We start from the raw sequence: 22,382 nt of genomic DNA, 5'->3' as shown, positions 1-22,382 counted from the left end.
TGCAGCAGAAATTGCTTTTACGCAACTATCGTAGCGCACGCCCGGGGGACAGTCGCTACGCTGGGGCCCATGGCACAGGACCCGATCAAGGACCGTGAACTCTACGAGGCGCTGCGCGCGGACGGCGCGAGCCAGGAGAAGGCCGCCCGGATCGCCAACGCGGCGGCGAACACCTCCCGGGAGGAGGTGGGCCGAAAAGGGGGTGAGGCCGGCAGCTACGAGGACTGGACCGTCGAGGAGCTGCGGAAACGCGCCGCCGAGCTCGACATCGAGGGACGTTCCGGCATGCGGAAGGCCGAGCTCATCGAGGCCCTACGGAACCATTGACGGCATGCCGGCGATGTAGTGGACCTGGGCGAGATGCTCGAGGGCGTCGAGAAGCAGGGACGTCACGCGCACCTGGCGGGTGACCGGCTCCCCGTCGTACGTGTCGACGACCTCGCCCCAGTCGGTGACCCGCGCGGCGTGCGCGGCGACGGCGCTGAGCGCCTCGCGGATGTAGGCGCGGAGGAGCGTGTGGTCGTCGAGAAGCACGGAGCGGGCCTCCTCGGGGGTGTGGCCGTACCCGAGGGTGTCGCCGATGTCCCCGAGGTTGAAACGGTCGCGGTGGCGGGCCCACACCTCCTCGCCGCCGGAGATGTGCGCGAGCTGCATGTCGAGTTCCCGGCCGACGTGCCAGAGCAGCCAGGCGGGGGAGTTGGGGTGCCCGCCGGGGTGGGTGTTGAGCTCCTGCGGCGACAGGTCGCGGAGCTGTGACAGGGAGTGCTCGACGCGGCCGATGAGGTCGCGGATGGTGTCTGTCGTTTTCATGTCGCCATGCTACCGGCGTCCGTACGCTGGTCCCATGAACGGCGACGCATCCACCACGGTCGCGCTCATCCTCGCCGACGGGTGCGCGTCTGGAGTCCTGTCCCCGGCGATGGGCGCGGTGGCCTACACCCGCCCGCGGGAGGACGGCCGGCTCTCCGTCCGGCAGCACCTACCATCGGGACACATGAGCACCTTCGTGAGCGCGGAGTCACTGCGCGACGACATCTGGCACGGTCAGCCGCAGACGGTCCTCGCCTCCTACTGGGCCCCGGGCAACGGCGGCGGCTACAAGAAGTACGAGTCGGAGCACATGCCGACCGCCCTGTTCTGCGACCCGCCCTACGCGCTGGCCGGCATCCCGAGCTCCGCCGAGGGACGCAACCCCCTCCCGGAGCCCCACCACCTGCAGGACTGGTTCGGGTGCTGGGGCCTCGACGAGGACAGCCGCGTCGTGGTCTACGACGAGGGCCGGGGACTCATGGCGGCCCGTGCGTGGTGGATCCTGCGGTGGGCGGGCATCGCGGACGTGCAGATCCTCGACGGTGGTCTCCGTCTCTGGGACCAGCTGGGTTTCCCCATCGTCGGCGGTCCGGGCAACTTCGCCACCGCCATCGGTGGGCGGGTCCGGGCGGGGCAGCTGCCTGTCGCCGAGATCGACGACGTCCGTGACCACATCGCCTCCGGGGGCGTCCTCGTGGACACCCGCGACGCCCGCCGCTTCGCGGGACAGCGTGAGTTCCTCGACCTCAAGGCGGGGCACATCCCGGGCGCGGTGAACATCCCGGTCCGCGATCTGCTCAACGAGGACTGGACGGTCCGCGCCCCGGAGGAGATCCGGGAGCGTTTCGCGCGGGAGGGAATCACCTCCCCGGAGCGGGTGATCGTTTACTCCGGTTCCGGCAACCACTCCGCCCTGGCGATCGCCGCGATGGAGTACGCCGGACTGGGCTGTGCGACGCACTACGTCGGCGGCTGGTCCCAGTGGTCGGCCGATCCGGGGAACCCGGTCCAGCGGGGCTTCTGAGGAAAACGCCCGCGGGCAACTATTGTCGAGGATGATGTCCACCATTGCCTTTGCCCTCGCTGCTCTCGCCGCTGGTGCGGCGGCTGTGCTGTGGCGTGTCGACGCCCGCCAGCGGGTCGCCCCTGCGCCGGAGCAGGGGGAGGAGCAGGCGGTGCAGACGGAGCAGACGGTGACGGAGGACCGGGCGCCGGAGGACACCGACCTCCCGCCGCCCCCCGAGGAGACGGACGCCCCGGAGCCGGAGCCGGAAGCGGAGGACCCGGACCCTGTGCCCGAGCCGGAGCCTGCGCCGGCCCCCGCCCCGGAACGTCGCCACGGGCTGAGCCTGCCCGGCGCGCTGCGTCGCGAGCGTCGCGCCTGGGCGGAGGAGAAGGGCTACGGTTTCGCCCGCACGGATGACTGGCTCAACGACGAATGGGCGCGCGGTGCCGCGGCGAGCGGGGCGGTGGCCCGCGACATCGTCAGCGGCCGTGCCTACGGCCACGAGATGCTGCTCATGGATCTCGGCGGCGTCAACGTCATGGCGATGCGCCGGGGTGCGGGGTCGGACGTGGTCATCGACGCCCGCCGTATCGCCGCCCTCGAGCAGGAGTCCTCGGACGACCTGATCGAGGCGTTCACGGTGGGGGACTTCCGTGTCCTCGCCACCGACACGGGAGTGGCGGAGCGGCTGGTCGACGAGCGTTTCACCACCGCCTTCGAGGTGTTCCCGGACGTGGTCACCGCCGTGTGGATCGAGTCCGACTGGGTGCTGGCGCAGACGGCGAAGGGTTCGCACCGCGGCGACTGGGAGCAGATGCTCGCGCCGCTGGCGATGCTCTCCGACGTCGCCCGCGCCCTGCCGCCGAAGGCCACGGCCTCCCAGACGCTGCTTCTCGACGACCTCGACCCCACCCGGCAGATGCCGGAACCCCCGCAGCCCGGTTTCGGGGTGCTGGCGGTGGCCCGCGAGGGCGTCGACGCCGGCGAGCGTCCCCTCGTGCAGCGGCCGGAGGAGCCGCTGGACCTGCCGAGTCGTCGGCAGGCGGTGGCTCGCGGCGTCGTCGAGCCGCGGGACATCGGTGCGGATGAGGTGGAGGCGATCGCGGACGGCGTCGAGAAGCCGGAGGAGGGGCCCCGGGGCGCGCGGATGCCGCGTGATCTCAGTGGGGGTTCCTCCCTCTTCGACGACTAAGGTTTCGGGTAGATCCCCGTACCTGAAGGAGAATCCCATGAGCCGTACTGATGTCGACGCGACGCAGCTCGCACAGCTGGCCGAACTGGTCAAGGAGCTGGCGATCGTGCACGGGAAGGTGACCCTGTCGTCGGGCAAGGAGGCGGACTACTACGTCGACCTGCGCCGCGCGACCCTGCACAACGAGGCGTCGAGGCTCATCGGTGCGCTGCTGCGTCAGCTCACCTCCGACTGGGACTACGTCTCCGTCGGTGGTCTGACCCTGGGCGCGGACCCGGTCGCCACCGCCGTGATGCACGCTGAGGGCCGTCCGATCGACGCGTTCGTGGTGCGCAAGGAGGCCAAGAAGCACGGCATGCAGCGCCGCGTGGAGGGTCCGGACGTCGTGGGCAAGAAGGTGCTGGTGGTGGAGGACACCACGACCACCGGCAACTCCCCGCTGACCGCCGTGGCGGCGCTGCGTGAGCTCGGCGCCGAGGTCGTCGGCGTGGCCACCGTCGTGGACCGTGCCACCGGCGCCGACGAGGTCATCCGTGCGGAGGGTCTCGAGTACCGCTACCTCCTGGGCCTGGATGACCTTGGTCTCGCCTGATCCCGGAGTGGAGAAGGGGCCGACCGAGTGGGGTGAGGGCCGGCATGGCGTCGGCCCGTGGGAGGGGGAGTGGCCCACCGGCCCCGACGCTGACCGCTACGACCCGGAGCTGCTCGCCGAGGGGGACCGCCGCAACGTGGTGGACGCCTACCGCTACTGGACGCGGGAGGCGATCGTCCGGGACATCGACACGCGGCGGCACCCGCTGCACGTGGCGATCGAGAACTTCGAGAACGACGCCAACATCGGCACCGTCGTGCGTACCGCCAACGCCTTCGCGGTGGACACGGTGCACATCGTGGGGCGGCGGCGCTGGAATCGGCGGGGCGCGATGGTCACCGACCGGTACCAGCACCTCATGCACCACCCGGACGTGGACTCGTTGCTCGCGTGGGCGGCGCACCAGGGGCTGACCGTCGTGGCCATCGACAACACGCCCGGTTCGGTGCCGCTGGAGACCGCCCAGCTGCCGCGGGAGTGCCTGCTGCTGTTCGGGCAGGAGGGGCCGGGCATCACCCCGGAGGCGGCGGAGGGGGCGCTGATGACGTGCTCGATCGCCCAGTTCGGGTCGACGCGGTCGATCAACGCGGGGGTGGCGGCGGGCATAGCGATGCACGCCTGGATCCGGCAGCATGGAGATCTGCGTCACGCCTGGTGACCTTGTAGTGACGCAATCGCAAGGAAATCGTTATCCTTGTGTGACACAACGGGGTGTAACACACGGAAGCTACGGAGCGACGGGAAGAACGTGCAGGAAACCTGGGCGCACCGCGCCGACCTGGCGGAGGCCGCCATCAACGAGCGCCACTCGGCGCGTGTCTGGGGGATTCCGCGGACCAACCTGGCGGTGGTCAGCTGGCCGCCGACCACCAAGGAGCGGCTCCTCCACCACTGGCACTACTGGTGGCAGGCGCACTACCTCGACTGCCTCGTCGACGCCACGAAGCGCCGCCCCACCCGCGCGCGCCGCCGGATCGTCGCGAACACGATCAACGGCATCCGTCTGCGCAACCTCGGGCCGCTGACCTCCAACCGCTACTACGACGACAAGGCGTGGCTCGCGCTCGCCCTGCGGCGCGCCGGGGCGCTCAGCCAGGTGCCCATGCCGACCGTCCTGCCGCGCCTCGAGCACAACATCGTCGACGGCATCGACTCCCTCACCGGGGTCCTGCCGTGGCGTACCGGGGAGACGTTCTACAACGTGCCCTCCAACGGTCCGGCGGCCATCATGATGGCGCGCACCGGCCGGCTCGGGCAGGCCCGCACGATCGTGGAGTGGATCCACGGGAACCTCATCAACGACGACGGCCTCGTCATGGACGGCATCCGCATGCGCATGCACGGCCCCGAGCTGGTGGAGAACCTCCACCCGTACTGCCAGGGGGTGACCCTCGGCGCGAACCTGGAGATCGCCCTCGCCCTGCGGGAGAAGGCCGGCTTCGCCCACGCCGACGGCATCCTCGACATGGCCGACGCCGACGCGGTCGACGAGGCCATGCCGTACATCACCCGCATCCGCTCGCTGGTGCAGGCGGTGGCGGTCCACATGGCCACCCCCGCGGGCATCATCGACTGGCAGACCGGCGATGGCGACGGCGGCCTGTTCAAGGGAATCCTCGCGCGCTACCTCGCGGACGTCGCGGTGCGCCTGCCCTCCGACAACGCCGCCAACCGGGCCGCGAAGAAGATCGCCGCCCGCCTGGTCCTCTCCTCGGCGGAGTCCGTGTGGAACCGCCGCCTCGAGGTGGACGGCCTGCCCGTCTTCGCCACCGACTGGACCGCCGACGCCCGCCTGCCGCACAACTTCGGCCTGGCGCCGTCGTCACTGCCGGAGGCCCTCGGCGTCCTGCGTATCGACGAACGCGATCTCTCCGTCCAGCTCTCCGGCTGGATGCTGCTGGAGGCCGCCGCCCGGGTGTCCACCTACGCGGAGACCCAGCGGTCCTGATCCCCGCGCGCGGGGCGGGGGGGGAGGTGACGCGGGTTTTCCGCCCTCTGTTGCGAGCGCGGGAGGCCAAAGGGAGGCATACTGGTATACGGACCTGTTTGCTAACCCGGAGGATCACCCTATGCCTATCGCGACTCCCGAAATCTACAACGAGATGCTCGACAGGGCCAAGGAGGGCGGCTACGCCTTCCCGGCCATCAACTGCACCTCCTCGGAGACCATCAACGCCGCTCTCCGCGGCTTCGCCGAGGCCGAGTCCGACGGCATCATCCAGTTCTCCACCGGTGGCGCCGAATTCGGCTCCGGTCTGTCCGTGAAGAACAAGGTCGCCGGCGCCGTCGCCCTGGCCTCCTTCGCGCATGAGGCCGCCAAGCACTACGGCGTCAACGTCGCCCTGCACACCGACCACTGCCAGAAGGAGGTGCTCGACGAGTTCGTGCGCCCGCTGCTGGCCATCTCCCAGGAGCGCGTCGACGCCGGTGAGCTCCCGCTCTTCCAGTCCCACATGTGGGACGGTTCCGCTGTCCCGATCGACGAGAACCTGGAGATCGCGAAGGAGCTGCTGGAGAAGTCCCGCAAGGCGAACATTATCCTCGAGATCGAGATCGGTGTCGTCGGCGGCGAGGAGGACGGTGTCGAGGCCAAGGCCGGCGCCAACCTCTACACCACCGAGGAGGACTTCGAGAAGACCATCGACGCCATCGGCACCGGTGAGAACGGCCGCTACCTGCTGGCCGCGACCTTCGGCAACGTCCACGGCGTGTACAAGCCGGGCAACGTGAAGCTGCGTCCGGAGGTCCTGCTCGAGGGCCAGAAGGTGGCCCGCCGCAAGCTGGGTCTGGGCGACGACGCCCTGCCGTTCGACTTCGTCTTCCACGGTGGCTCCGGCTCCGAGAAGGAGAAGATCGAGGAGGCGCTGCGTTACGGCACCATCAAGATGAACGTCGACACGGACACCCAGTACGCGTTCACCCGTCCGATCGTCACGCACATGTTCCAGAACTACGACGGCGTCCTCAAGATCGACGGCGAGGTGGGCAACAAGAAGGCCTACGACCCGCGTTCCTACCTGAAGAAGGCCGAGCAGTCGATGGCTGAGCGCGTCATCGAGGCCTGCCAGGACCTGCACTCCGTGGGCAAGACCGTCAAGTAGTCTTCTCCACCCGAGGAAAGCCCCGCCCTGTGCGGGGCTTTCTGCGCTTAGTATCGGTGCATGGCCAAACTGAGAATCGGCACCCTGGAACGTCTCCGCCAGCTCGAGGGCTCGTTGGAGTCCCGGGCGCTGCGCGTGCGGAAGCGCTTCTTCCGGATCGTGCAGGTCGCGGTGGCCGCGGGGGTGTCGTTCTGGGTGGCGCAGTCCCTCATCGGGCATCCGGTCCCGTTCTTCGCGCCGATCACGGTGATCATCATCCTGGGGCTCACCGGCGGCGACCGCATCCGGCGGGCCCTGGAGCTGTCCTTCGGCGTCGTCGTCGGCGTCGGTCTCGGCGATCTGCTCGTCCACTACACGCCCGACGGCCTGTGGAAGATCCCGCTCATCGTGGGAATCTCCCTGCTGGTGGCGTCGTTCCTGTCGAAGTCGCCGCTGGTGAGCAACCAGGCGGCGATCGGCTCGATCCTCATCGCCACGATCCTGCCGCCCGGCACGGAGGGCGGCGGCCCCGACCGCATGCTCGACGCCTTCGTGGGCGCGGCGATCGGTCTGCTCACCATCGCGCTGCTGCCGTCCTCCCCCGTGAACTCGGGGCGGGAGGAGGTCTCGAAGCTGCTGGGCATCGGTTCCTCCGTGCTTGACGACGTCGCCCTCGCCCTCGACACCCGTGACGCCGACGCCCTGGACCAGGCGTTGGAGGCCGTCCACGACACGCAGGCCGACATCAACAACATGCTCTCCGCCGCGGAGGTCGGCCGGGAGCTGACGCTGCTGTCCCCGCTGCTGTGGGGCTCCCGGCGGCGGGTCCGCTCCCTCGAGCGCATACTGCCGGCCGTCGAGTCGATGATCCGGAACAGCCGGGTGCTGGCCCGCCGGGCGCAGGTGCTGTGCAGGGACCGCGACACGGCGTCGACCCGCCTGGTCAACATCGTCGACGAACTGGCCGACGTCGCGGCGTCGCTCTCGGACGTCTTCGACGTGCGCACCCCCTCCAACGAGGCGCAGGACATCCCGGACCTGGTGCGTCGTCTGCAGGTGATCGGTTCCCGCACCGGCATCGACGCCGTCAGCGAGGGGGCGGTGCTCTCCGAGTACGTCATTCTCGCCCAGGCCCGCTCGATCACGGTGGACCTGCTCGAGGTGTGCGGATGGTCGCGGGAGTCCGCCACCTCCGCGCTGGCCCCGACGTCACAGACCCCCGGCTACCCGCCGGAGATGTGGCCGGGCATCGGGGATCAGTGAACGGTCAGCTGGCCTCGGCACCCCGGTTGCGGAAGCGGAGCAGACGGGCTCCCCGCCGCTCCTTGTCGCGGGCGGCCTCCGCGCGACCGCGGTCGGCGTCGTCGTTCTGGTGGGCGCGGGCCTCCTTGGCGTACTTACGCTCGGCCGTCTCGTAGTCGCGGTACTGCTCGCGCGGCTCGTCGCTCATGCCGTGGGCGCTGGTGCCGCGGGCGGCCCGGTCCTCGGGGGTGAGGTCGAGTCCGAGCTTGTGGTCGGAGTCGGCGCGCATCCGGTCGGCGGAGGCGTCCGCGACGGGGTTGTAGTCGCCGAAGCCGTGGACCGCGACGCCGGGGGCGAGGGTGCTGGGGAAGTCGAAGGCCTCGTAGGCCTCGGAGCCGGTGGTGCCGGCGAGTCCGAAGTGGCAGATGAAGCGCTCCTGCTCCTCATCGCTGAGGTGTGCCTCGTCGTCGATGTCGGGGGCGTCCTTGATGCGGTCCCGGGTGAAGGCGAGGTGGAGGTCCTCCCCGTCGAGGCGGTGGCCGCGAAGGGGGACGATGCTGGAGTCCATGCCGAAGAGTCCGTGGGCGACCTCGACGAAGTCGGGCTGCCCGGTGGTGTCGTTGATGTAGACCTCGGTGACGGAGCCGAGCTTCTCGCCCTCACGGTCGTAGGCGGTGGCGGCGGCGAGGTCTGCGATACGGCGGTTCATGATGTCGTTCCTCTCGAATCTGGCACCGTAGAATATCTACGGATAAAGTCGAGTTTAGTGGGTTGTTGTGATACGCGCCACTGTCCTGTGGCGTCCCGGTACGGGGTATTGCATTCCGGGGAAAGTGGACTAGAATCCCGCCTCTCAACTGGGAATATGTGTCGACGGGCATGGATACTGCAGGTGGGCGGGGTGGGGTTGAAAAGGTGGCCGCACGTTGTGGTGGATGGGGGAACGGGTGGCGTCGAAAAGCCCCCTGTGTGGGAATCATCACAGGGGGCTTCGGGTGGGCCGGCTCAGAAGCGGGAGCGGGGGATGTGCTCGTCGCCTTCGTCGAGCGGGCGGCCGTCGGCGTCGACGTTGCCGAGGTCGCGCGGGTCGTGCTGCTCGCGCATCGGCGGGTCGACCCGGTCGTCGACCGGCTGCACGCGGTAGCGGCGCAGGCGGACGCCGCGCTGCTCCCGGGCGTCGTGCTCGGCCTCCGCGCGGCCGCGGTCGGCGTCGTCGTTCTGGTGGGCGCGGGTCTCCTTGGCGTAGTCGCGCTCGGCGGTCTCGTAGTCGCGGTACTGCTCGCGCGGCTCGTCGCTCATGCCGTAGGCGCTGGTGCCGCGGGCGGCACGGTCCTCGGGGGTGCGGTCGAGGCCCAGCTCGCGGTCGGACTCCGCACGTAGGCGGTCGGCGGGGGCGTCGGTCTCGCGGTTGTAGTCGCCGAAACCGTGGACGTCGGTGCCCGGCGCCGGGGGAGTCACGGGGACGTCCCGGTCGGTCCCGCGCAGTTCCGCGTCGTGGAGGTCATGGCGCTCGGCGTCACGGAGGTCGCGCTCCAGGTCACGGTCGTGGTCGAAGCGGTCGCCGGCGTAGTCGTCCTCGAAGACGTGGCGCTCGTAGACCTCGGAGTCCGGGGTGCCGTCCAGGCCGAAGTGGCGGTAGATGGTGGCGTGGTCCTCCTCGGAGAGGTGGGCGTCGTCGTCGATGTCGGGCGCGTCCTTGATGTGCTCCTTGGAGAACGCGAGCTGGAGGTTCTCCCCGTCGAGGCGGTGGCCGCGGAGGGGGACAATGCTGGAGCTCATGCCGAAGAGGCCGTGGCCGACCTCGACGAAGTCGGGCTGACCGGTGGAGTCGTTGATGTAGACCTCCTTGACGGAGCCGAGTTTCTCGCCGTCGCGGTCGTAGGCGGTGGCGTTGACGAGGTCTGCGATGTTGCGGTTCATGGCGCTGTTCCTTTCGGGGTGGTTGTGATCCCGAGCGTAGGAACGGTTGCGGGGCTCTGCCACGAAAAACCCGGTTCTGCGGAGGGGTGTTGCATTCGCAGGACGGGAGGCTACAATCCGGCCGCTGGACTGGGCACATATCTGGACATTGATGGATTCCGCTGGTCAGGTCGCTGCGGATTCCGGACGCCCGCGCACACCCGATTGTGACGGCGACCACATCTTTCCGCCATCACCGCCCGAACTTCTTTTGTGATTCTAATCACATTAGGGGCGCACGATTTGAAGGTCCCTCAGGTGACGGTAGAAAGTGGAGCGCTCCAGCGGGCGCCGGTGACGCACACCGTCCACGGTCACCGCCAGGGCCGGGCCCCCGGCCTGCACCGCACGCCCCGTGGCCAGAGACGAGGGGTCCAGCGGGGTCGACCCGCTGAAGCGGTGCGCCAGGCGCTGGCGGAAGGTCAGTTCCAGGTTCTCCGGCTCGCGCATCTGCACCGCGGCGATGCCGGGGGCGTCGAGCATGGGGACGAGGCGGGCGCCGAAGACGCCGTCGAAGAGCACGTCCTCACGTCCCTCGTGGCGGAGCAGCACATGGTCGTTGACGATGATCTCCGCGGTGATCTCCCCGGGCTCCCAGTTGGTGATCGTGGCCGAGCCGGCGACGGCAATGCCCAGGTCAGTGCGGATGAGCGGCACCGGACGCACCGTGCCGCCCAGGGCGGTGGACCAGGGCTCGTCCAGCCCCCAGTTCCGGGCGGCGACGGACTCGCCGACCGGCACGAACGCGACCTCCGCCCACAGGTAGTCGCCGCGCATCATGCGGGTGAGCACAGCCGACAGGGCCGCGTCCGTGCCCACGACCACCACGCGCAGCGGCTCCGGCAGGTACGGGGCCTGCGGGGCGAGGGCCGGGGTCGTGAGGTGCTCGACGTCGGGCTGCCGGGCGATGTCGTCCAGCGAGGGCGTCGGATCCTCGGGGAGGAGTTCGGCCGCGGCGGCGTCGAGAAGCGAGAGATCGCGTCGCCCCGGAATCGCCGGGAGGGACACCACGGTGCCGGGCAGACCGGCCGGAACTTCGACGTCGCCACAGCGCAGGATCACCATTCGCATGAGGTTTGATACTACAAGGAGTCCGCGAGGTAGTAGAATGATAAGCCGTCTGTGGCTGCACCCGGCCACGCGTTCCCGAAACTTGAGCGGAAGTGACCCAATAATGGCTGCAATCGTGATCGTCGGTGCCCAGTGGGGCGATGAAGGCAAGGGTAAGGCCACCGACATCCTGGGCGGCGAAGTTGACTACGTGGTCAAGCCCAACGGCGGCAACAACGCCGGCCACACCGTCGTCGTCGGTGGCGAGAAGTACGAGCTGAAGCTCCTCCCGGCGGGAGTCCTCTCGGAGAACGCTGTCCCGATCCTCGGCAACGGTGTCGTGATCAACCTCGAGGCCCTCTTCGAGGAGATCGACGGCCTCGCCGCCCGCGGCGCCAACCCGGAGCGCCTGCGCATCTCCGCGAACGCCCACCTCGTCGCCCCGTACCACCAGGTCCTCGACCGCGTGCAGGAGCGTTTCCTGGGCAAGCGCGCCATCGGCACCACCGGCCGCGGCATCGGCCCGGCCTACGCCGACAAGGTCAACCGCATCGGCATCCGCGTGCAGGACATCTTCGACGAGTCGATCCTGCGTCAGAAGGTGACCTCCGCACTGGACGTCAAGAACCAGATCCTGGTCAAGATGTACAACCGCAAGGCCATCGACCCGGAGACCATCGTCGAGTACTTCCTCAGCTACGCCGACCGTCTGCGCCCGATGGTCGTCGACTCCGACCGCATGCTCAACGAGGCCCTCGACCAGGGCAAGCGCGTCCTCATGGAGGGCGGCCAGGCCACCATGCTCGACGTCGACCACGGCACCTACCCGTTCGTCACGTCCTCCAACCCGACCGCCGGCGGCGCCTGCGTCGGTTCCGGCATCGGCCCGACCCGCATCACCACCACGCTGGGCATCATCAAGGCGTACACCACCCGCGTCGGCGCCGGCCCGTTCCCGACCGAGCTCTTCGACAAGTGGGGCGAGTACCTGCAGACCGTCGGCGGTGAGGTCGGCGTCAACACCGGCCGCAAGCGCCGCTGCGGCTGGTACGACTCCGTGATCGCCCGCTACGCCTCCCGCGTCAACGGCTTCACCGACTACTTCCTCACCAAGCTGGACGTCCTCACCGGCATCGGCGAGATCCCGATCTGCGTCGCCTACGACGTCGACGGCGTGCGCCACGACGAGATGCCGACCACCCAGACCGACTTCCACCACGCGGAGCCGATCTTCGAGACCATGCCCGCCTGGGACGAGGACATCACCGGCTGCCGCACCTTCGAGGAACTGCCGCAGAAGGCCCAGGATTACGTCCTGCGCCTCGAGGAGCTCTCCGGCTGCCGCATCTCCTACATCGGCGTCGGCCCGGGCCGCGATCAGACGATCGTGCGCCACGACGTCCTCGCGGACAAGTAAGTGACCACTGTCCTCCTGCTCGGGGAGTCCGAGGAGCTCACCGCCGCTTTCCGACGCCTCGGCGTCACCGTCCGCACCGCCCCCGCGGGGGCTGCGGAGGTGCGGGGGCTCGTCGAGAAGCACGGCGCCGACATCGTCGTGCCCCTCACGGAGGACATCGACGTCGACGCGCTGGAGGCCCTCGAGGCCTCCGGCGTGACCGTCGCCCCCTCGGCCCGCGGCTGCGCGCTCACCGTGACGCGCGACCGCCTGCGGAGGACCGCCAACGAGGAGCTCGGCCTGCCGACCACGGCCTACCGCTTCGCCGACACCCGCGAGGAGTTCACCGCGGCGGTCGAGGAGCTGGGGCTGCCGTGCATCGTGAAGCCGGCGACCTTCGGCTCCGGCCACGCCGTAGTGCGCACCGAGGCCGACCTCGCGGGCGCCTGGCAGGGCGACCGCGTCATGGTGGAACGCTTCGTCGACTTCGACCACGAGCTCACCATGCTCGCCGTCCGCTCGGTCGACCCCGCCACCGGCCGGCTGGCCACCTGGTTCTGTGAACCCCTCGGCCACACCCACCGGGAGGGGGCGCTCGTCGCCGCGTGGCAGCCGATGGAGGTCAACCCGCGGGCTCTCGAGAACGCCCGTTCCATGACCGCCCGCATCACCAACGCCCTCGGCGGGCGCGGCCTGTTCACGGTCGAGATGTTCGTCGCGGGGGAGGACGTCTACTTCTCCGCCGTCACCCCGCGCCCCCACAGGATCGGCGCCGTCACCCTGTGCACGCAGCGCTTCTCCCAGTGGGACCTGCACGCCCGCGCCATCCTGGGCCTGCCCATCGACACGACGCTCATCTCACCCGGCGCCTGCGCCCCCCTCACGGGCCCGCCCGGGACCGCGGACCTGGCGGCAGCGCTGGCCGTGCCGGAATCGGACGTCCGTCTCTACGACGGCACCGCGGGCGTGGCGCTCGCCACCGCGGAGACCGTTGACACGGCCCGCGAACGGGTCGCTCAGATGGCCAGCACCATCGGCTGACGCTCGACCGGCCCGAGGGTGAAGGGCTCGCCGTAGGGCTCGAAGCCGTGACCGGAGTAGAACTCCACCAGCGGCTCCTGCGCGTCGAGCACGATGTCGCGCCCGGGGAACGTCTCCCGCGCCATGGCGACGGCCGCCTCGAGGAGCGCCGTCGACACGCCCCGGCCCCGGCTGGCGGGGGTGAGGCAGATACGTCCCAGCTTCGCGACGCCGCGCCCGTCCACCTCCGCGTCGATCACCCGCGCCGCACCGAGCAGCGGCATCGGGCGCTGCGTGAGGTCATGGAGCAGCAGGTGACGGGAGGAGCCGTCGATGTCGACGTCCTCGATGTCGGTGTGGGCCCAGCCCTGCTCCGTGACGAAGACGTCCGCGCGCAGCTTCAGCAGCGCATGGATCTCGTGGGCGGAGAGGTCGAAGAAACGGGAGACGACGGCGTAGACGCGGGGGCTTTCACTCATGCCCTCACAGTATCCCGGCCGTCAGCCCTTTTCCCGTCGCATGGGCTGGTGGGGGAGGCCCTCGTCGTCGAAGAGCTCACCCGCGGGGCGGAAACCGTACCCCGCGTAGTAGTCGACGAGCGGGGCCTGCGCGTCGAGCACCAGGGGCCGGTCGGCCCCGAGCTCGAGGGCCCGCTCCATGATGGTCCGCGCCAGCCCCGTGCCGCGGGCGGCGGGGGCGAGGCAGAAGCGGCCGAACTGGCGCTCCTCCCCGACGGGGAACATGCGCGCGGTGCCCAGCAGCTCCCCCTCCGGCGACCACGCGCAGATGTGCACCGTGGTGTCACGGGCGTCGGTGTCGTCGATCTCCGCGTAGGGGCACTGCTGCTCGTGGACGAACACGTCGACGCGCAGCTTGTACAGCTGGTGCACCTGCAGCGGGGTGAGGTCCCGGAGGGGACCCGCGGTGATCCGCACCCTAGATCTCGTACTCCGGGTGGGAGGAGATGATCATCTGGTCCCACTCGACGATCTTCTTGCGCTCACGGCCGTCGGCCTCGCCCAGGGCGCGCTCGGCGGCGTCGAGGTTGTACCAGCCGTCCCAGGTGGTCACGGCGATCTCCCGCTCGTGGAGCAGCTCGAGGATGGCCTCCGGGGCGGGGTGGGCGGGGGCGTCGAGAAGCCCGGCGGCGAAGTCCTCCAGCAGCATGGTGGTGGTGTCCTTCGCGTCGGACTTGGTGTTGCCGATGAGGCCCACCGGGCCGCGCTTGATCCAGCCGGTGGCGTACAGGCCCTTGACCGGGGCCTCGGTGGCGGGGTCGATGACGCGGCCGCCGTCGTTGGGGATGACGGCGCTCTCGTCGTCGAAGGGCACGCCCTCGACGGCCTCCGAGCGGTAGCCGACGGCGCGGTAGACCGCCTGGACGTCCCACGTGGTGAACTCGCCGGTGCCGCGGACGTTGCCGGTGCCGTCGAGCTCGGTGCGCTCGGTCTTCAGGCCCACGACCTTGCCGTCCTCGCCGACGATCTCCGCCGGGGACTCGAAGAAGTGGAGGAAGAGCTTGTTGCGTGCGCCCTTCGGCTCGCGGATGGCGTAGCCCTCGAGGGTCTGGCAGACGAGGTCGACGGACTTGGACTCGCGGCGGGCGTTCTCGGAGGCCTCGTCGTAGTCGATGTCCTCGGGGTCGACGATGACCTCGATGTTCTCGGAGTGGTCGAGCTCCTTGAGCTCCAGCGGGGTGAACTTGGCCTGCGCCGGGCCGCGACGGCCGAAGACGTGGACCTCCTTCACCGCGGAGCGGGCGAGGTTCTCGTAGACGTTGTCCGGGATCTCGGTGACCTTGAGCTCGTCGGCGGTCTTGGCCAGGATGCGGGCGACGTCGAGGGCCACGTTGCCGACGCCGATGACGCCGACCTTCTCGGCGCTCAGGTCCCAGTCGCGGGCGAAGTCCGGGTTGCCGTCGTAGAAGCCGACGAACTCGCCGGCGCCGAAGGAGCCGTCCAGGTCGGAGCCCGGGATGCGCAGTTCGCGGTCGCCGGTGGCGCCGGTGGAGAAGACGATGGCGTCGTAGTAGTCACGCATCTCGTCGACGGTGAGGTCCTTGCCGATCTCGATGTTGCCGAGCAGGCGGATCTCCGGCTTGTCGAGCACCGCGTGCAGCGACTTGATGATGCCCTTGATGCGCGGGTGGTCGGGCGCGACGCCGTAACGGATGAGACCGAAGGGGGCGGGCATGCGCTCGAAGAGGTCGACGGTCACGTCCTCACCTGACTTCACGAGCAGGTCCGAGGCATAGATGCCGGCGGGACCGGCACCGACAACGGCGACGCGCAGGGGGCGGGACATGGTGGGGTGACATCCTTAAGTTCGGAAACAGGGAGATACTTTCGCTCCATACTACTGACCACCCTGCGTCGCGATCTATTCCGGGGCGGGGGTGGCCATGGGGTGTGGCCCAGGGCGGTCACTGCCGGGCGATTCGCGGACATTTGCAGGTGTGTCAAAGGCTGTGGGGGAGTGATCCAGGACTCCCTGCCGCGCGGACGGGCATGAATCCAAATACACTTCATGCAGGGTTGGTGTTACGTCATTTCTAGGGTGTGAGCTGCGGCGATGGATGCTTATCGACGCTCCCGTGCCCCTTCCGCCGCCCGTTCGGTGCGGGTATCAATTTGTGGAATGCCCGGCTATGTCGTGTTAAGTCTGAAAATTCCTCCTGGTACTTGTGTGGCGGAGGCGACATTCGTTATAGAATGGCGACCGATCACACACGAGCGGCGATGATGTGTTACCCCGGACACCCCGCTCAGCGACAGAAAGGTTATGCATGTCTGACCCGCGTTCAGCACTGCTCAGTGTCATCAACCGCAACTTTGACGGTGTTGACATTGACGGCCTCGCCGCTTCCCTCGGCCTCCAGGTCCACCGTCTCGACGACCACGAGCCCAAGGTCGGCAGCATCGTCACGGCAGGCCTCCTCGACGGTGGCCCGGTGCTCATCGTCGGAACCGGCAACCTGCACTTCGACGCGGAGATCGCCGCCGCCCTCGGCCTGCCGATCCTCCTGCTCACCGACGCCTCCGGTTCCCACGTCCAGCTCGCCGAGCGACAGGCCAAGTCCCTGGACGCCGTCATCGCCGCAGCCGTCACCGAGGACGGCCTGCGCGACGTCGTCAAGGTCAAGGAGGCCCTCAAGGTCTCCGTCTCCCCGGTCATGTCCCCGCCGGTCTTCGAGTCCTGGCTGCTCCAGCGCGCCAAGGACGCCAAGGCCCATATCGTCCTCCCCGAGGGCGAGGACGACCGCATCCTGCTCGCCGCCGGCCAGCTGCTGGACCGCGACATCGTCGAGCTGACCATCCTCGGCGACCCCGCCGACATCAAGAACCGCGCCGGTGAGCTCGGCGTCGACCTGGGCAAGGCCCACATCGTCGACCACCTCGCCTCCCCGCTCCTCGAGGAGTTCGCCGAGGAGTTCGTCGAGCTGCGCAAGTCCAAGGGGGTCACCCTCGACGAGGCCCGCGAGACGATGAAGGACATCTCCTACTTCGGCACCATGATGGTCCACAAGGGCCTCGCCGACGGCATGGTCTCCGGTGCCGCGCACACCACCGCGCACACCATCAAGCCCTCCTTCCAGATCATCAAGACCACCCCGGACGCCTCCGTGGTCTCCTCGATCTTCCTGATGGTCATGCGCGGCCGTCTCTGGGCCTTCGGCGACTGCGCCGTCAACCCGAACCCGACCGCCGAGCAGCTCGGCGAGATCGCCGTCGTCTCCGCGAAGACCGCCGCCCAGTTCGGCATCGACCCCCGCGTCGCCGTCCTGTCCTACTCCACCGGCGCCTCCGGCTCCGGCCCGGACGTCGACCGCGCCATCGAGGCCCTCCACAACGCCAAGCGCATCGACCCGAGCCTCAAGGTCGACGGCCCGCTGCAGTTCGACGCCGCCGTCGACCCGGGCGTCGCGAAGAAGAAGATGCCCGACTCCGAGGTCGCAGGCCAGGCCAACGTTTTCGTCTTCCCCGACCTTGAAGCCGGCAACATCGGCTACAAGACCGCACAGCGCACCGGCTCCGCCCTCGCCGTCGGACCGATCCTGCAGGGTCTGAACAAGCCCGTCAACGACCTCTCCCGTGGCGCCACCGTCCCGGACATCGTCAACACCGTCGCTATCACCGCCATCCAGGCCGGAGGAAACTAAATGACCTACGCACTCGTCCTGAACTCCGGTTCTTCTTCCATCAAGTTCCAGGTCCTCGACCCGACCGCCGACGCCAACGACGAGCCGCTGGTCTCCGGCCTCGTCGAGCAGATCGGTGAGCCCCAGGGCTCCATCACCATCAAGATCCGCGGTGAGAAGTACTCCGTCCAGGAGCCCATCGCCGACCACTCCGTCGGTCTCGAGCGCTCCTTCCAGATCATGACCGAGCACGGCGTCGGACCGCACGACGTCGACATCTCCGCCGTCGGCCACCGCGTCGTCCACGGCGGCAAGGTCTTCTCCGAGCCGGAGCTCATCAACGACCAGGTCGTCGAGATGATCCGCGACATCATCCCGCTGGCCCCGCTGCACAACCCGGCCAACGTCGACGGCATCGTCGTCGCCCGCGAGATCCTCCCGGACATCCCGCACGTCGCCGTCTTCGACACCGGCTTCTTCGCCGACATGCCCCCGGCCGCCGCCCTCTACGCCATCAACGCGAAGGTCGCCGGCGAGAACGGCGTCCGCCGCTACGGCTTCCACGGCACCTCGCACGAGTTCATCTCCCAGCAGGTCCCGGCGCTGCTCGGCAAGGACCCGAAGAGCGTCAACCAGATCGTCCTCCACCTGGGCAACGGCGCCTCCTGCTCCGCCGTCCAGGGTGGCCACGCGATCGACACCTCCATGGGCATGACCCCGCTCGCCGGCCTCGTCATGGGCACCCGCTGCGGTGACATCGACCCGGGCATCATCTTCCACCTCTACCGCACCGCGGGCCTGTCCATCGACGAGATCGACACCCTGCTCAACCGCCAGTCCGGCATCAAGGGCATGTCCGGCGTCAACGACTTCCGCGAGCTGCGCCAGATGATCGAGGACGGCGACACCGACGCCTGGTCCGCGTACAACATCTACATCCACCAGCTGCGCCGCTACATCGGCTCCTACATGATCGCCCTCGGCCGCGTCGACGCGATCACCTTCACCGCCGGTGTCGGCGAGAACGCCAAGTTCGTCCGCGAGGACGCCATGGCCGACCTCGAGATGTACGGCATCAAGATCGACCCGGAGCGCAACGACCTGCCCAACGACGGTCCGCGCGAGATCTCCACCGACGACTCCGCCGTCAAGGTCTTCGTCGTCCCGACCAACGAGGAGCTGGCCATCGCACAGAAGGCCACCGCCCTGGCCAAGAAGTAGCCGCTTCTGCGTGTGAGCCCCCGACCCTGGCTGGTCGGGGGTTTTCGCGTGCTTCCGGCCTCTCTGTTGACACGTGGCTTTTCTCGACGTCGGGCGTTTCCGCAGGTCACGAGGTGTGGCCGGTGGGACCGACGTGTGAACGGGGTGGTCCGCTGCCTGCCGTGCCGGAGCGGGTTAGGGTGTGGGCATGTCACGGGTCGGGGGGCCTCTCATTGACGTGTCCGCGTTGACGGCATGGGAGCGCAAGAAGTTCTACGGGGTGGCGGCGCGGATCAGGCTCGCCAAGGGCATCCACATCCGGAGCGCCGACTGGCACGGGTTGGGCCGACGGGAGCGGGCGCTGGCGTCGATAGTCGCGGCGGGGGTGGCCGCGCCGACCTGCATCGTGGCCGGGAAGTCGGCGGCGCTGATCCATGGTCTGCCCCTGCCCGGGTGGGAGGACTCGCACCCCGTCGAACTCGCCGCCCACGGCGTCACCGGGGCCGGTCGGACCCGGGGCGGAGTGGTCCACCGGCACCTGTCACTGCGGCAGTCGGTGGCGGCGGAGGTGGTGGAGACCCGCTTCGGGAAGGTCCATGTCACCCCGGTCGCCGGCACCGGACTCGACCTCGCCCGCTGGCACGACGTGACCACCGGCGTGCGGTGCCTGGATCATGCGCTGGCCCGGGGGACGATCACGCGGGAGGACATCGACGCCGCGTTGGCCCGGGCCGCCGGACGGGTCGGTGTCGACGCGATGCGCGACACCGCCCGGCTGGCGACACCGTGGTCGGGGAGCCCGCGCGAGTCGGACCTGAAGGTGGCGCTGTGGGAGGCGGGGCTGCCGGCGCCGCATCAGCAGGTCATTCTCCGCGATCACCTGGGCAGCTTCATCGCCCGGTTGGACTTCTGCTGGCCGGAGATCGGTTTCGGGACGGAGTACGACGGCGGCGGCAAGCTCGCGGGGGAGTTCGGGATACCGGTGGAGATCGCCGCCCGGGACGACGTGATCCGTCAGCACCGGATATCGAACCTCGGCGTGCTGAACTTCCGGGTGAACAACCACAACTTGAGCGACGGCTCGGCGGTGCCGAGGATCGTGGCCATGTACCGGCGCGTCGCGGAGCGGGGCGTGCCGCTCGACCCCGCTCTGTGGACCAGCGCCGGGCTGGCCTGGTCATCCTCTCCGTTCACACGTCAACCCCACCCGTAACACCGCGCGACCTGGGGAAACCGGGATCTGCGGGGAAAGTCACGTGTCAACGGGGAGGGAGAGGGGAGGGAGAGGGGAGGAAAATCAAAACCACGTCACCGGCCGCACCTGGTTCGCCAGGTCCACCAGCGCATAACGGTGCCGGGAGAAGGGGGCCTGCCGGGCCTGCTGCCGCAGGGTGTAGGACAGTCCGTAGCGCAGGCCGCGCTGGGTGAAGGGGTAGTCGAAGAGGTCGTTGGGGGAGGCGGCGGACTCGACGTCGGCGTCCCGGAGGAAGTTGAGGCCCGCGGACATGACGGCGATCTTGATCTGGAGGAAGCGGGGCTCGTTGGTGGGGATCTCCTCGAGGCGCCGGGCCGCACGGCGGATCCGGGACTCGGTGAGGGTGCCCGAGATGAGCTGGAGGATGGTGGTCAGCTGCGCCATGCGGTGGTGGCGGGAGGCCTGGGGCACGCGGTCGAGGGCGGCGACGGCCATCTCGATCTGGTCCTCGGCCATGAGCTGGCGGGCGAGTCCGAAGGCGGAGGAGACGGTGGTGGGGTTGGTGGCCCACACCAGGCCGTAGAGGCCCATGGCGTTGAAGCGCAGGTGTGCCGGGTCCTGGGAGACGTGGACCCAGGTGGGGTTGATCTGGCCGAAGACCTCGGGGTCGACGGAGTCGAGGCTGGCGCTGAGCAGGGAGGCGGCGCGGGCGACCTTCTCGGGCAGGAGGGCGCTGTGGTGGTGGCCGAGCTGCTGGAGGATGAGCTCGTCGACGGCGGCGAGGGCGAGTTTGGGGGCGGCCTCGCCGGGGAGGATGTTGAGGACCTCCGCGAAGTGCCTCTGGGCGGACACGTAGTCGTCGAGAAGCAGGGCGGTGACGCCGGAGTACCACTGGAAACGCCAGTCGTGGCCCAGCCGCCCCTCGAGGGAGGAGAGCCACGTGCGTGCCTGACCGGTGAAACCCAGGTCCAGCATCGCGCGGACGACGCCGAGGGGGATCTCGGCGGACTGCTCGTACTCGGGCGTCTTCATCGCCTGGCGCAGCGTCTCCAGCGCCTCCTGCGGCTCGGTGTAGGAGGAACCGGAGAGCATGCCGGCACCGACGTCGGTGCGGTCGATCAGCGGGGCGGGCAACGCGGAGACGACTTCGGGGGAGGTGATGCGCACGGTGCGGTCGATGCCGTCGATGAGCTGGTCGGTGCGGAAGACCAGGTGCTTCGTGCCGAAGGTCGTACGCTGCGGGGAGAACAGCGAGTGCTGCGCGGGGAACTGCTGCCCCGTGCGGATCGCGATGACCTCACGCAGCACGCCGTAGAGCTGTGTCGACAGCTCGGAGATGTCGCGGAAACGGCGGGTCGGGTCGGGGTTGGTGGCGCGCGTGAGCAGGCGGTAGAAGCTCAGGTGCTTGCGGAACAGCGGCTCCGTCGACGGGCTGGGCAGGCCCGGCAGGTAGACGCCGTTCTCGTCCTTGGGCATGTGGATCGTCAGCGACGCGAGGGTCCGGCCGATGGTGTAGATGTCGCTGGACACGCTCGGACCCTCGGAGGAGACCTCGGGCGCCTGGAAGCCCTTGGTGCCGTAGATGAAGCCGTAGGCGCCGATGCCGGAGACGGCACCGAGGTCGATGAGCTTGACCTGGTCCTCCGTGACGATGATGTTGTCCGGCTTAAGGTCGTTGTAGACCACGCCGCGGGAGTGCAGGTAGTCGAGCGCGGGCAGCACCTCGATGATGTACGCGATCGCCAGGTCGAGGGGCAGGACATGGTTCTCGTGGCTGTTGCGGTGGCTGCGTAGCGACGGCCCACCCACGTACTCCATCACGATGAAGCCGCCGGGCACGCGGGGGTCGTCGATGAAGTTGAAGATCTTCACGATCCCGGGGTGCGTGATGTCCGCCAGGAACTCCCGCTCGGCGACGGCCGCGCCCAACTCGTCCGCCGACTTCTCCGACTGCATGCCCTTGAGCACCACGAGGCGCCCGGACACGAAATGGTCGTTGGCCAGGTAGATCCAGCCCATGCCGCCGTGGGCGATGACGCCGAGGATCTCGTACTGCCCGGCCACCATGTCGCCGGGGTTGAGGTGCGGCGCGGGGATGCCCTTCTTCGCGGCCTCCGCGGGGTCCTGCAGGGCCTCCTCCGGCTGGGCCGGCAGGATGAACGGCAGGTCGACCATGCCGTCGGCGACGGTGCGGCCGCCGCGTTGTGTGCCGCGGCGTTCGCGGAAGGTCGACAGCGCCTCCTGCCGGGCGCGGGCGGAGGTGTCGTCCCGGACCGCCGCCGCGGTGGGGGCGGTGGCCGGTCCCGTCGTGAGACCGCCCGGCACGGTGCCCGCTGCGGTGGCCGTCGTCGGGGCCTCGTGCTGGTCGCGGAGGTTGCCCAGGTCGGCGATGAGGGCGTCGAGGCCGGCGTCGTTGACGTCGTCCTCGTCGTCGGCGAAGGGGTCGAAGTGGACGGCCTGCGTGCCGGGGGAGTCGTCCATGTCCGGCAGTTCCGGCGGCGG

Annotated in this window: 21 protein-coding genes; 13 read left to right on the top strand and 8 right to left on the bottom strand. The window is 69.3% G+C overall.

The window, feature by feature from the left end; all coding sequences use genetic code 11:
* Nucleotides 1-69: 69 nt before the first annotated feature.
* Nucleotides 70-327: a DUF7218 family protein gene (locus B842_RS11805; protein WP_052437923.1), complete on the top strand. Its 258-nt coding sequence runs from the start codon at nucleotides 70-72 to the stop codon at nucleotides 325-327.
* Here the strand turns inward: B842_RS11805 and B842_RS11800 are convergent.
* The gene (locus B842_RS11800) at nucleotides 313-810 is read right to left on the bottom strand and encodes a DinB family protein (protein WP_040086859.1); all 498 of its coding nucleotides are present in this window, start codon (nucleotides 808-810) and stop codon (nucleotides 313-315) included. The two genes, B842_RS11805 and B842_RS11800, sit on opposite strands and share 15 nt — an antisense overlap.
* Before the next feature lie 184 nt (nucleotides 811-994).
* Between B842_RS11800 and B842_RS11795 the strand changes: the two genes are divergently transcribed.
* The 7 genes from B842_RS11795 to B842_RS11765 all read left to right on the top strand — a co-directional run bounded on the left by B842_RS11795 (nucleotide 995) and on the right by B842_RS11765 (nucleotide 7,943).
* The gene (locus tag B842_RS11795) at nucleotides 995-1,834 is read left to right on the top strand and encodes a sulfurtransferase (protein WP_040087690.1); all 840 of its coding nucleotides are present in this window, start codon (nucleotides 995-997) and stop codon (nucleotides 1,832-1,834) included.
* Between the two features lie 34 nt (nucleotides 1,835-1,868).
* A complete protein-coding gene (locus tag B842_RS11790; RefSeq protein WP_040087689.1) occupies nucleotides 1,869-3,008 on the top strand; it encodes a type III secretion system chaperone family protein in 1,140 nt (379 codons plus the stop codon).
* Nucleotides 3,009-3,045: 37 nt separating this feature from the next.
* Nucleotides 3,046-3,600 (top strand): orotate phosphoribosyltransferase, encoded by a 555-nt coding sequence (pyrE, locus tag B842_RS11785; protein ID WP_040086858.1) that lies wholly within the window; start codon nucleotides 3,046-3,048, stop codon nucleotides 3,598-3,600.
* The gene (locus B842_RS11780) at nucleotides 3,581-4,258 is read left to right on the top strand and encodes a TrmH family RNA methyltransferase (RefSeq protein ID WP_174520242.1); all 678 of its coding nucleotides are present in this window, start codon (nucleotides 3,581-3,583) and stop codon (nucleotides 4,256-4,258) included. The genes pyrE and B842_RS11780 overlap by 20 nt, the downstream gene beginning before the upstream one ends.
* A 90-nt stretch (nucleotides 4,259-4,348) precedes the next feature.
* Nucleotides 4,349-5,548, top strand: a complete 1,200-nt coding sequence (locus B842_RS11775; protein WP_040086854.1) for a glycoside hydrolase family 76 protein — start codon at nucleotides 4,349-4,351, stop codon at nucleotides 5,546-5,548.
* A gap of 121 nt (nucleotides 5,549-5,669) precedes the next feature.
* Nucleotides 5,670-6,701, top strand: a complete 1,032-nt coding sequence (gene fbaA, locus B842_RS11770) for a class II fructose-bisphosphate aldolase (RefSeq protein WP_040086852.1) — start codon at nucleotides 5,670-5,672, stop codon at nucleotides 6,699-6,701.
* Between the two features lie 60 nt (nucleotides 6,702-6,761).
* A complete protein-coding gene (locus B842_RS11765; protein WP_040086851.1) occupies nucleotides 6,762-7,943 on the top strand; it encodes an FUSC family protein in 1,182 nt (393 codons plus the stop codon).
* A 4-nt stretch (nucleotides 7,944-7,947) separates the two neighbouring features.
* On the opposite strand, the gene B842_RS13300 is transcribed toward B842_RS11765, so the two are convergent.
* From B842_RS13300 to B842_RS11750, 3 genes are all read right to left on the bottom strand, one after another.
* Nucleotides 7,948-8,631, bottom strand: a complete 684-nt coding sequence (locus B842_RS13300; protein WP_052437922.1) for a PRC-barrel domain-containing protein — start codon at nucleotides 8,629-8,631, stop codon at nucleotides 7,948-7,950.
* Nucleotides 8,632-8,927: 296 nt separating this feature from the next.
* Nucleotides 8,928-9,842 (bottom strand): PRC-barrel domain-containing protein, encoded by a 915-nt coding sequence (locus B842_RS13530; protein ID WP_082028451.1) that lies wholly within the window; start codon nucleotides 9,840-9,842, stop codon nucleotides 8,928-8,930.
* 267 nt (nucleotides 9,843-10,109) lie between these two features.
* The gene (locus B842_RS11750) at nucleotides 10,110-10,952 is read right to left on the bottom strand and encodes a hypothetical protein (protein ID WP_040086849.1); all 843 of its coding nucleotides are present in this window, start codon (nucleotides 10,950-10,952) and stop codon (nucleotides 10,110-10,112) included.
* Between the two features lie 103 nt (nucleotides 10,953-11,055).
* Between B842_RS11750 and B842_RS11745 the strand changes: the two genes are divergently transcribed.
* On the top strand, nucleotides 11,056-12,348 hold the full coding sequence (locus tag B842_RS11745; protein WP_040086847.1) for an adenylosuccinate synthase: 1,293 nt from the start codon (nucleotides 11,056-11,058) through the stop codon (nucleotides 12,346-12,348).
* Complete coding sequence (locus B842_RS11740; RefSeq protein WP_052437921.1) at nucleotides 12,349-13,368, top strand: ATP-grasp domain-containing protein; 1,020 nt, start codon at nucleotides 12,349-12,351, stop codon at nucleotides 13,366-13,368.
* Here the strand turns inward: B842_RS11740 and B842_RS11735 are convergent.
* The 3 genes from B842_RS11735 to B842_RS11725 are packed head-to-tail and all read right to left on the bottom strand — an operon-like array spanning nucleotide 13,344 to nucleotide 15,651.
* Entirely contained in the window at nucleotides 13,344-13,826 is a 483-nt protein-coding gene (locus B842_RS11735) for a GNAT family N-acetyltransferase (protein WP_040086845.1), read from the bottom strand. The two genes, B842_RS11740 and B842_RS11735, sit on opposite strands and share 25 nt — an antisense overlap.
* Before the next feature lie 21 nt (nucleotides 13,827-13,847).
* The gene (locus tag B842_RS11730) at nucleotides 13,848-14,282 is read right to left on the bottom strand and encodes a GNAT family N-acetyltransferase (RefSeq protein ID WP_040086843.1); all 435 of its coding nucleotides are present in this window, start codon (nucleotides 14,280-14,282) and stop codon (nucleotides 13,848-13,850) included.
* A 1-nt stretch (nucleotide 14,283) separates the two neighbouring features.
* On the bottom strand, nucleotides 14,284-15,651 hold the full coding sequence (locus B842_RS11725; protein ID WP_040086842.1) for an FAD-dependent oxidoreductase: 1,368 nt from the start codon (nucleotides 15,649-15,651) through the stop codon (nucleotides 14,284-14,286).
* A gap of 481 nt (nucleotides 15,652-16,132) precedes the next feature.
* On the opposite strand from B842_RS11725, the gene pta reads away from it, so the two are divergent.
* The 3 genes from pta (at nucleotide 16,133) to B842_RS11710 (ending at nucleotide 19,898) form a co-directional block, all read left to right on the top strand.
* Entirely contained in the window at nucleotides 16,133-17,506 is a 1,374-nt protein-coding gene (pta, locus tag B842_RS11720; RefSeq protein ID WP_040086841.1) for a phosphate acetyltransferase, read from the top strand.
* Nucleotides 17,507-18,706, top strand: coding sequence for an acetate kinase (locus B842_RS11715; RefSeq protein ID WP_040086840.1), 1,200 nt, complete (start codon nucleotides 17,507-17,509; stop codon nucleotides 18,704-18,706).
* A 187-nt stretch (nucleotides 18,707-18,893) separates the two neighbouring features.
* Nucleotides 18,894-19,898: a hypothetical protein gene (locus B842_RS11710; protein WP_040086839.1), complete on the top strand. Its 1,005-nt coding sequence runs from the start codon at nucleotides 18,894-18,896 to the stop codon at nucleotides 19,896-19,898.
* Nucleotides 19,899-19,982: 84 nt separating this feature from the next.
* On the opposite strand, the gene B842_RS11705 is transcribed toward B842_RS11710, so the two are convergent.
* Complete coding sequence (locus B842_RS11705) at nucleotides 19,983-22,361, bottom strand: serine/threonine protein kinase (protein ID WP_082028523.1); 2,379 nt, start codon at nucleotides 22,359-22,361, stop codon at nucleotides 19,983-19,985.
* Nucleotides 22,362-22,382 lie beyond the last annotated feature (21 nt).

Origin of the sequence: Corynebacterium humireducens NBRC 106098 = DSM 45392 (assembly GCF_000819445.1) — a bacterium.
Classification (GTDB): Bacteria; Actinomycetota; Actinomycetes; order Mycobacteriales; family Mycobacteriaceae; genus Corynebacterium; species Corynebacterium humireducens.
This window is presented reverse-complemented; position numbering and strand designations above follow the sequence as displayed.

What these genes read in the sequence shown, in the direction of transcription:
- B842_RS11805 (WP_052437923.1), top strand. Translation starts at nt 70, where the DNA reads ATGGCACAGGACCCGATCAAGGACCGTGAACTCTACGAGGCGCTGCGC.
- B842_RS11800 (WP_040086859.1), bottom strand. Translation starts at nt 810, where the DNA reads ATGAAAACGACAGACACCATCCGCGACCTCATCGGCCGCGTCGAGCAC.
- B842_RS11795 (WP_040087690.1), top strand. Translation starts at nt 995, where the DNA reads ATGAGCACCTTCGTGAGCGCGGAGTCACTGCGCGACGACATCTGGCAC.
- B842_RS11790 (WP_040087689.1), top strand. Translation starts at nt 1,869, where the DNA reads ATGTCCACCATTGCCTTTGCCCTCGCTGCTCTCGCCGCTGGTGCGGCG.
- pyrE (WP_040086858.1), top strand. Translation starts at nt 3,046, where the DNA reads ATGAGCCGTACTGATGTCGACGCGACGCAGCTCGCACAGCTGGCCGAA.
- B842_RS11780 (WP_174520242.1), top strand. Translation starts at nt 3,581, where the DNA reads ATGACCTTGGTCTCGCCTGATCCCGGAGTGGAGAAGGGGCCGACCGAG.
- fbaA (WP_040086852.1), top strand. Translation starts at nt 5,670, where the DNA reads ATGCCTATCGCGACTCCCGAAATCTACAACGAGATGCTCGACAGGGCC.
- B842_RS11765 (WP_040086851.1), top strand. Translation starts at nt 6,762, where the DNA reads ATGGCCAAACTGAGAATCGGCACCCTGGAACGTCTCCGCCAGCTCGAG.
- B842_RS13300 (WP_052437922.1), bottom strand. Translation starts at nt 8,631, where the DNA reads ATGAACCGCCGTATCGCAGACCTCGCCGCCGCCACCGCCTACGACCGT.
- B842_RS13530 (WP_082028451.1), bottom strand. Translation starts at nt 9,842, where the DNA reads ATGAACCGCAACATCGCAGACCTCGTCAACGCCACCGCCTACGACCGC.
- B842_RS11750 (WP_040086849.1), bottom strand. Translation starts at nt 10,952, where the DNA reads ATGCGAATGGTGATCCTGCGCTGTGGCGACGTCGAAGTTCCGGCCGGT.
- B842_RS11745 (WP_040086847.1), top strand. Translation starts at nt 11,056, where the DNA reads ATGGCTGCAATCGTGATCGTCGGTGCCCAGTGGGGCGATGAAGGCAAG.
- B842_RS11735 (WP_040086845.1), bottom strand. Translation starts at nt 13,826, where the DNA reads ATGAGTGAAAGCCCCCGCGTCTACGCCGTCGTCTCCCGTTTCTTCGAC.
- B842_RS11725 (WP_040086842.1), bottom strand. Translation starts at nt 15,651, where the DNA reads ATGTCCCGCCCCCTGCGCGTCGCCGTTGTCGGTGCCGGTCCCGCCGGC.
- pta (WP_040086841.1), top strand. Translation starts at nt 16,133, where the DNA reads ATGTCTGACCCGCGTTCAGCACTGCTCAGTGTCATCAACCGCAACTTT.
- B842_RS11715 (WP_040086840.1), top strand. Translation starts at nt 17,507, where the DNA reads ATGACCTACGCACTCGTCCTGAACTCCGGTTCTTCTTCCATCAAGTTC.
- B842_RS11710 (WP_040086839.1), top strand. Translation starts at nt 18,894, where the DNA reads ATGTCACGGGTCGGGGGGCCTCTCATTGACGTGTCCGCGTTGACGGCA.
- B842_RS11705 (WP_082028523.1), bottom strand. Translation starts at nt 22,361, where the DNA reads ATGGACGACTCCCCCGGCACGCAGGCCGTCCACTTCGACCCCTTCGCC.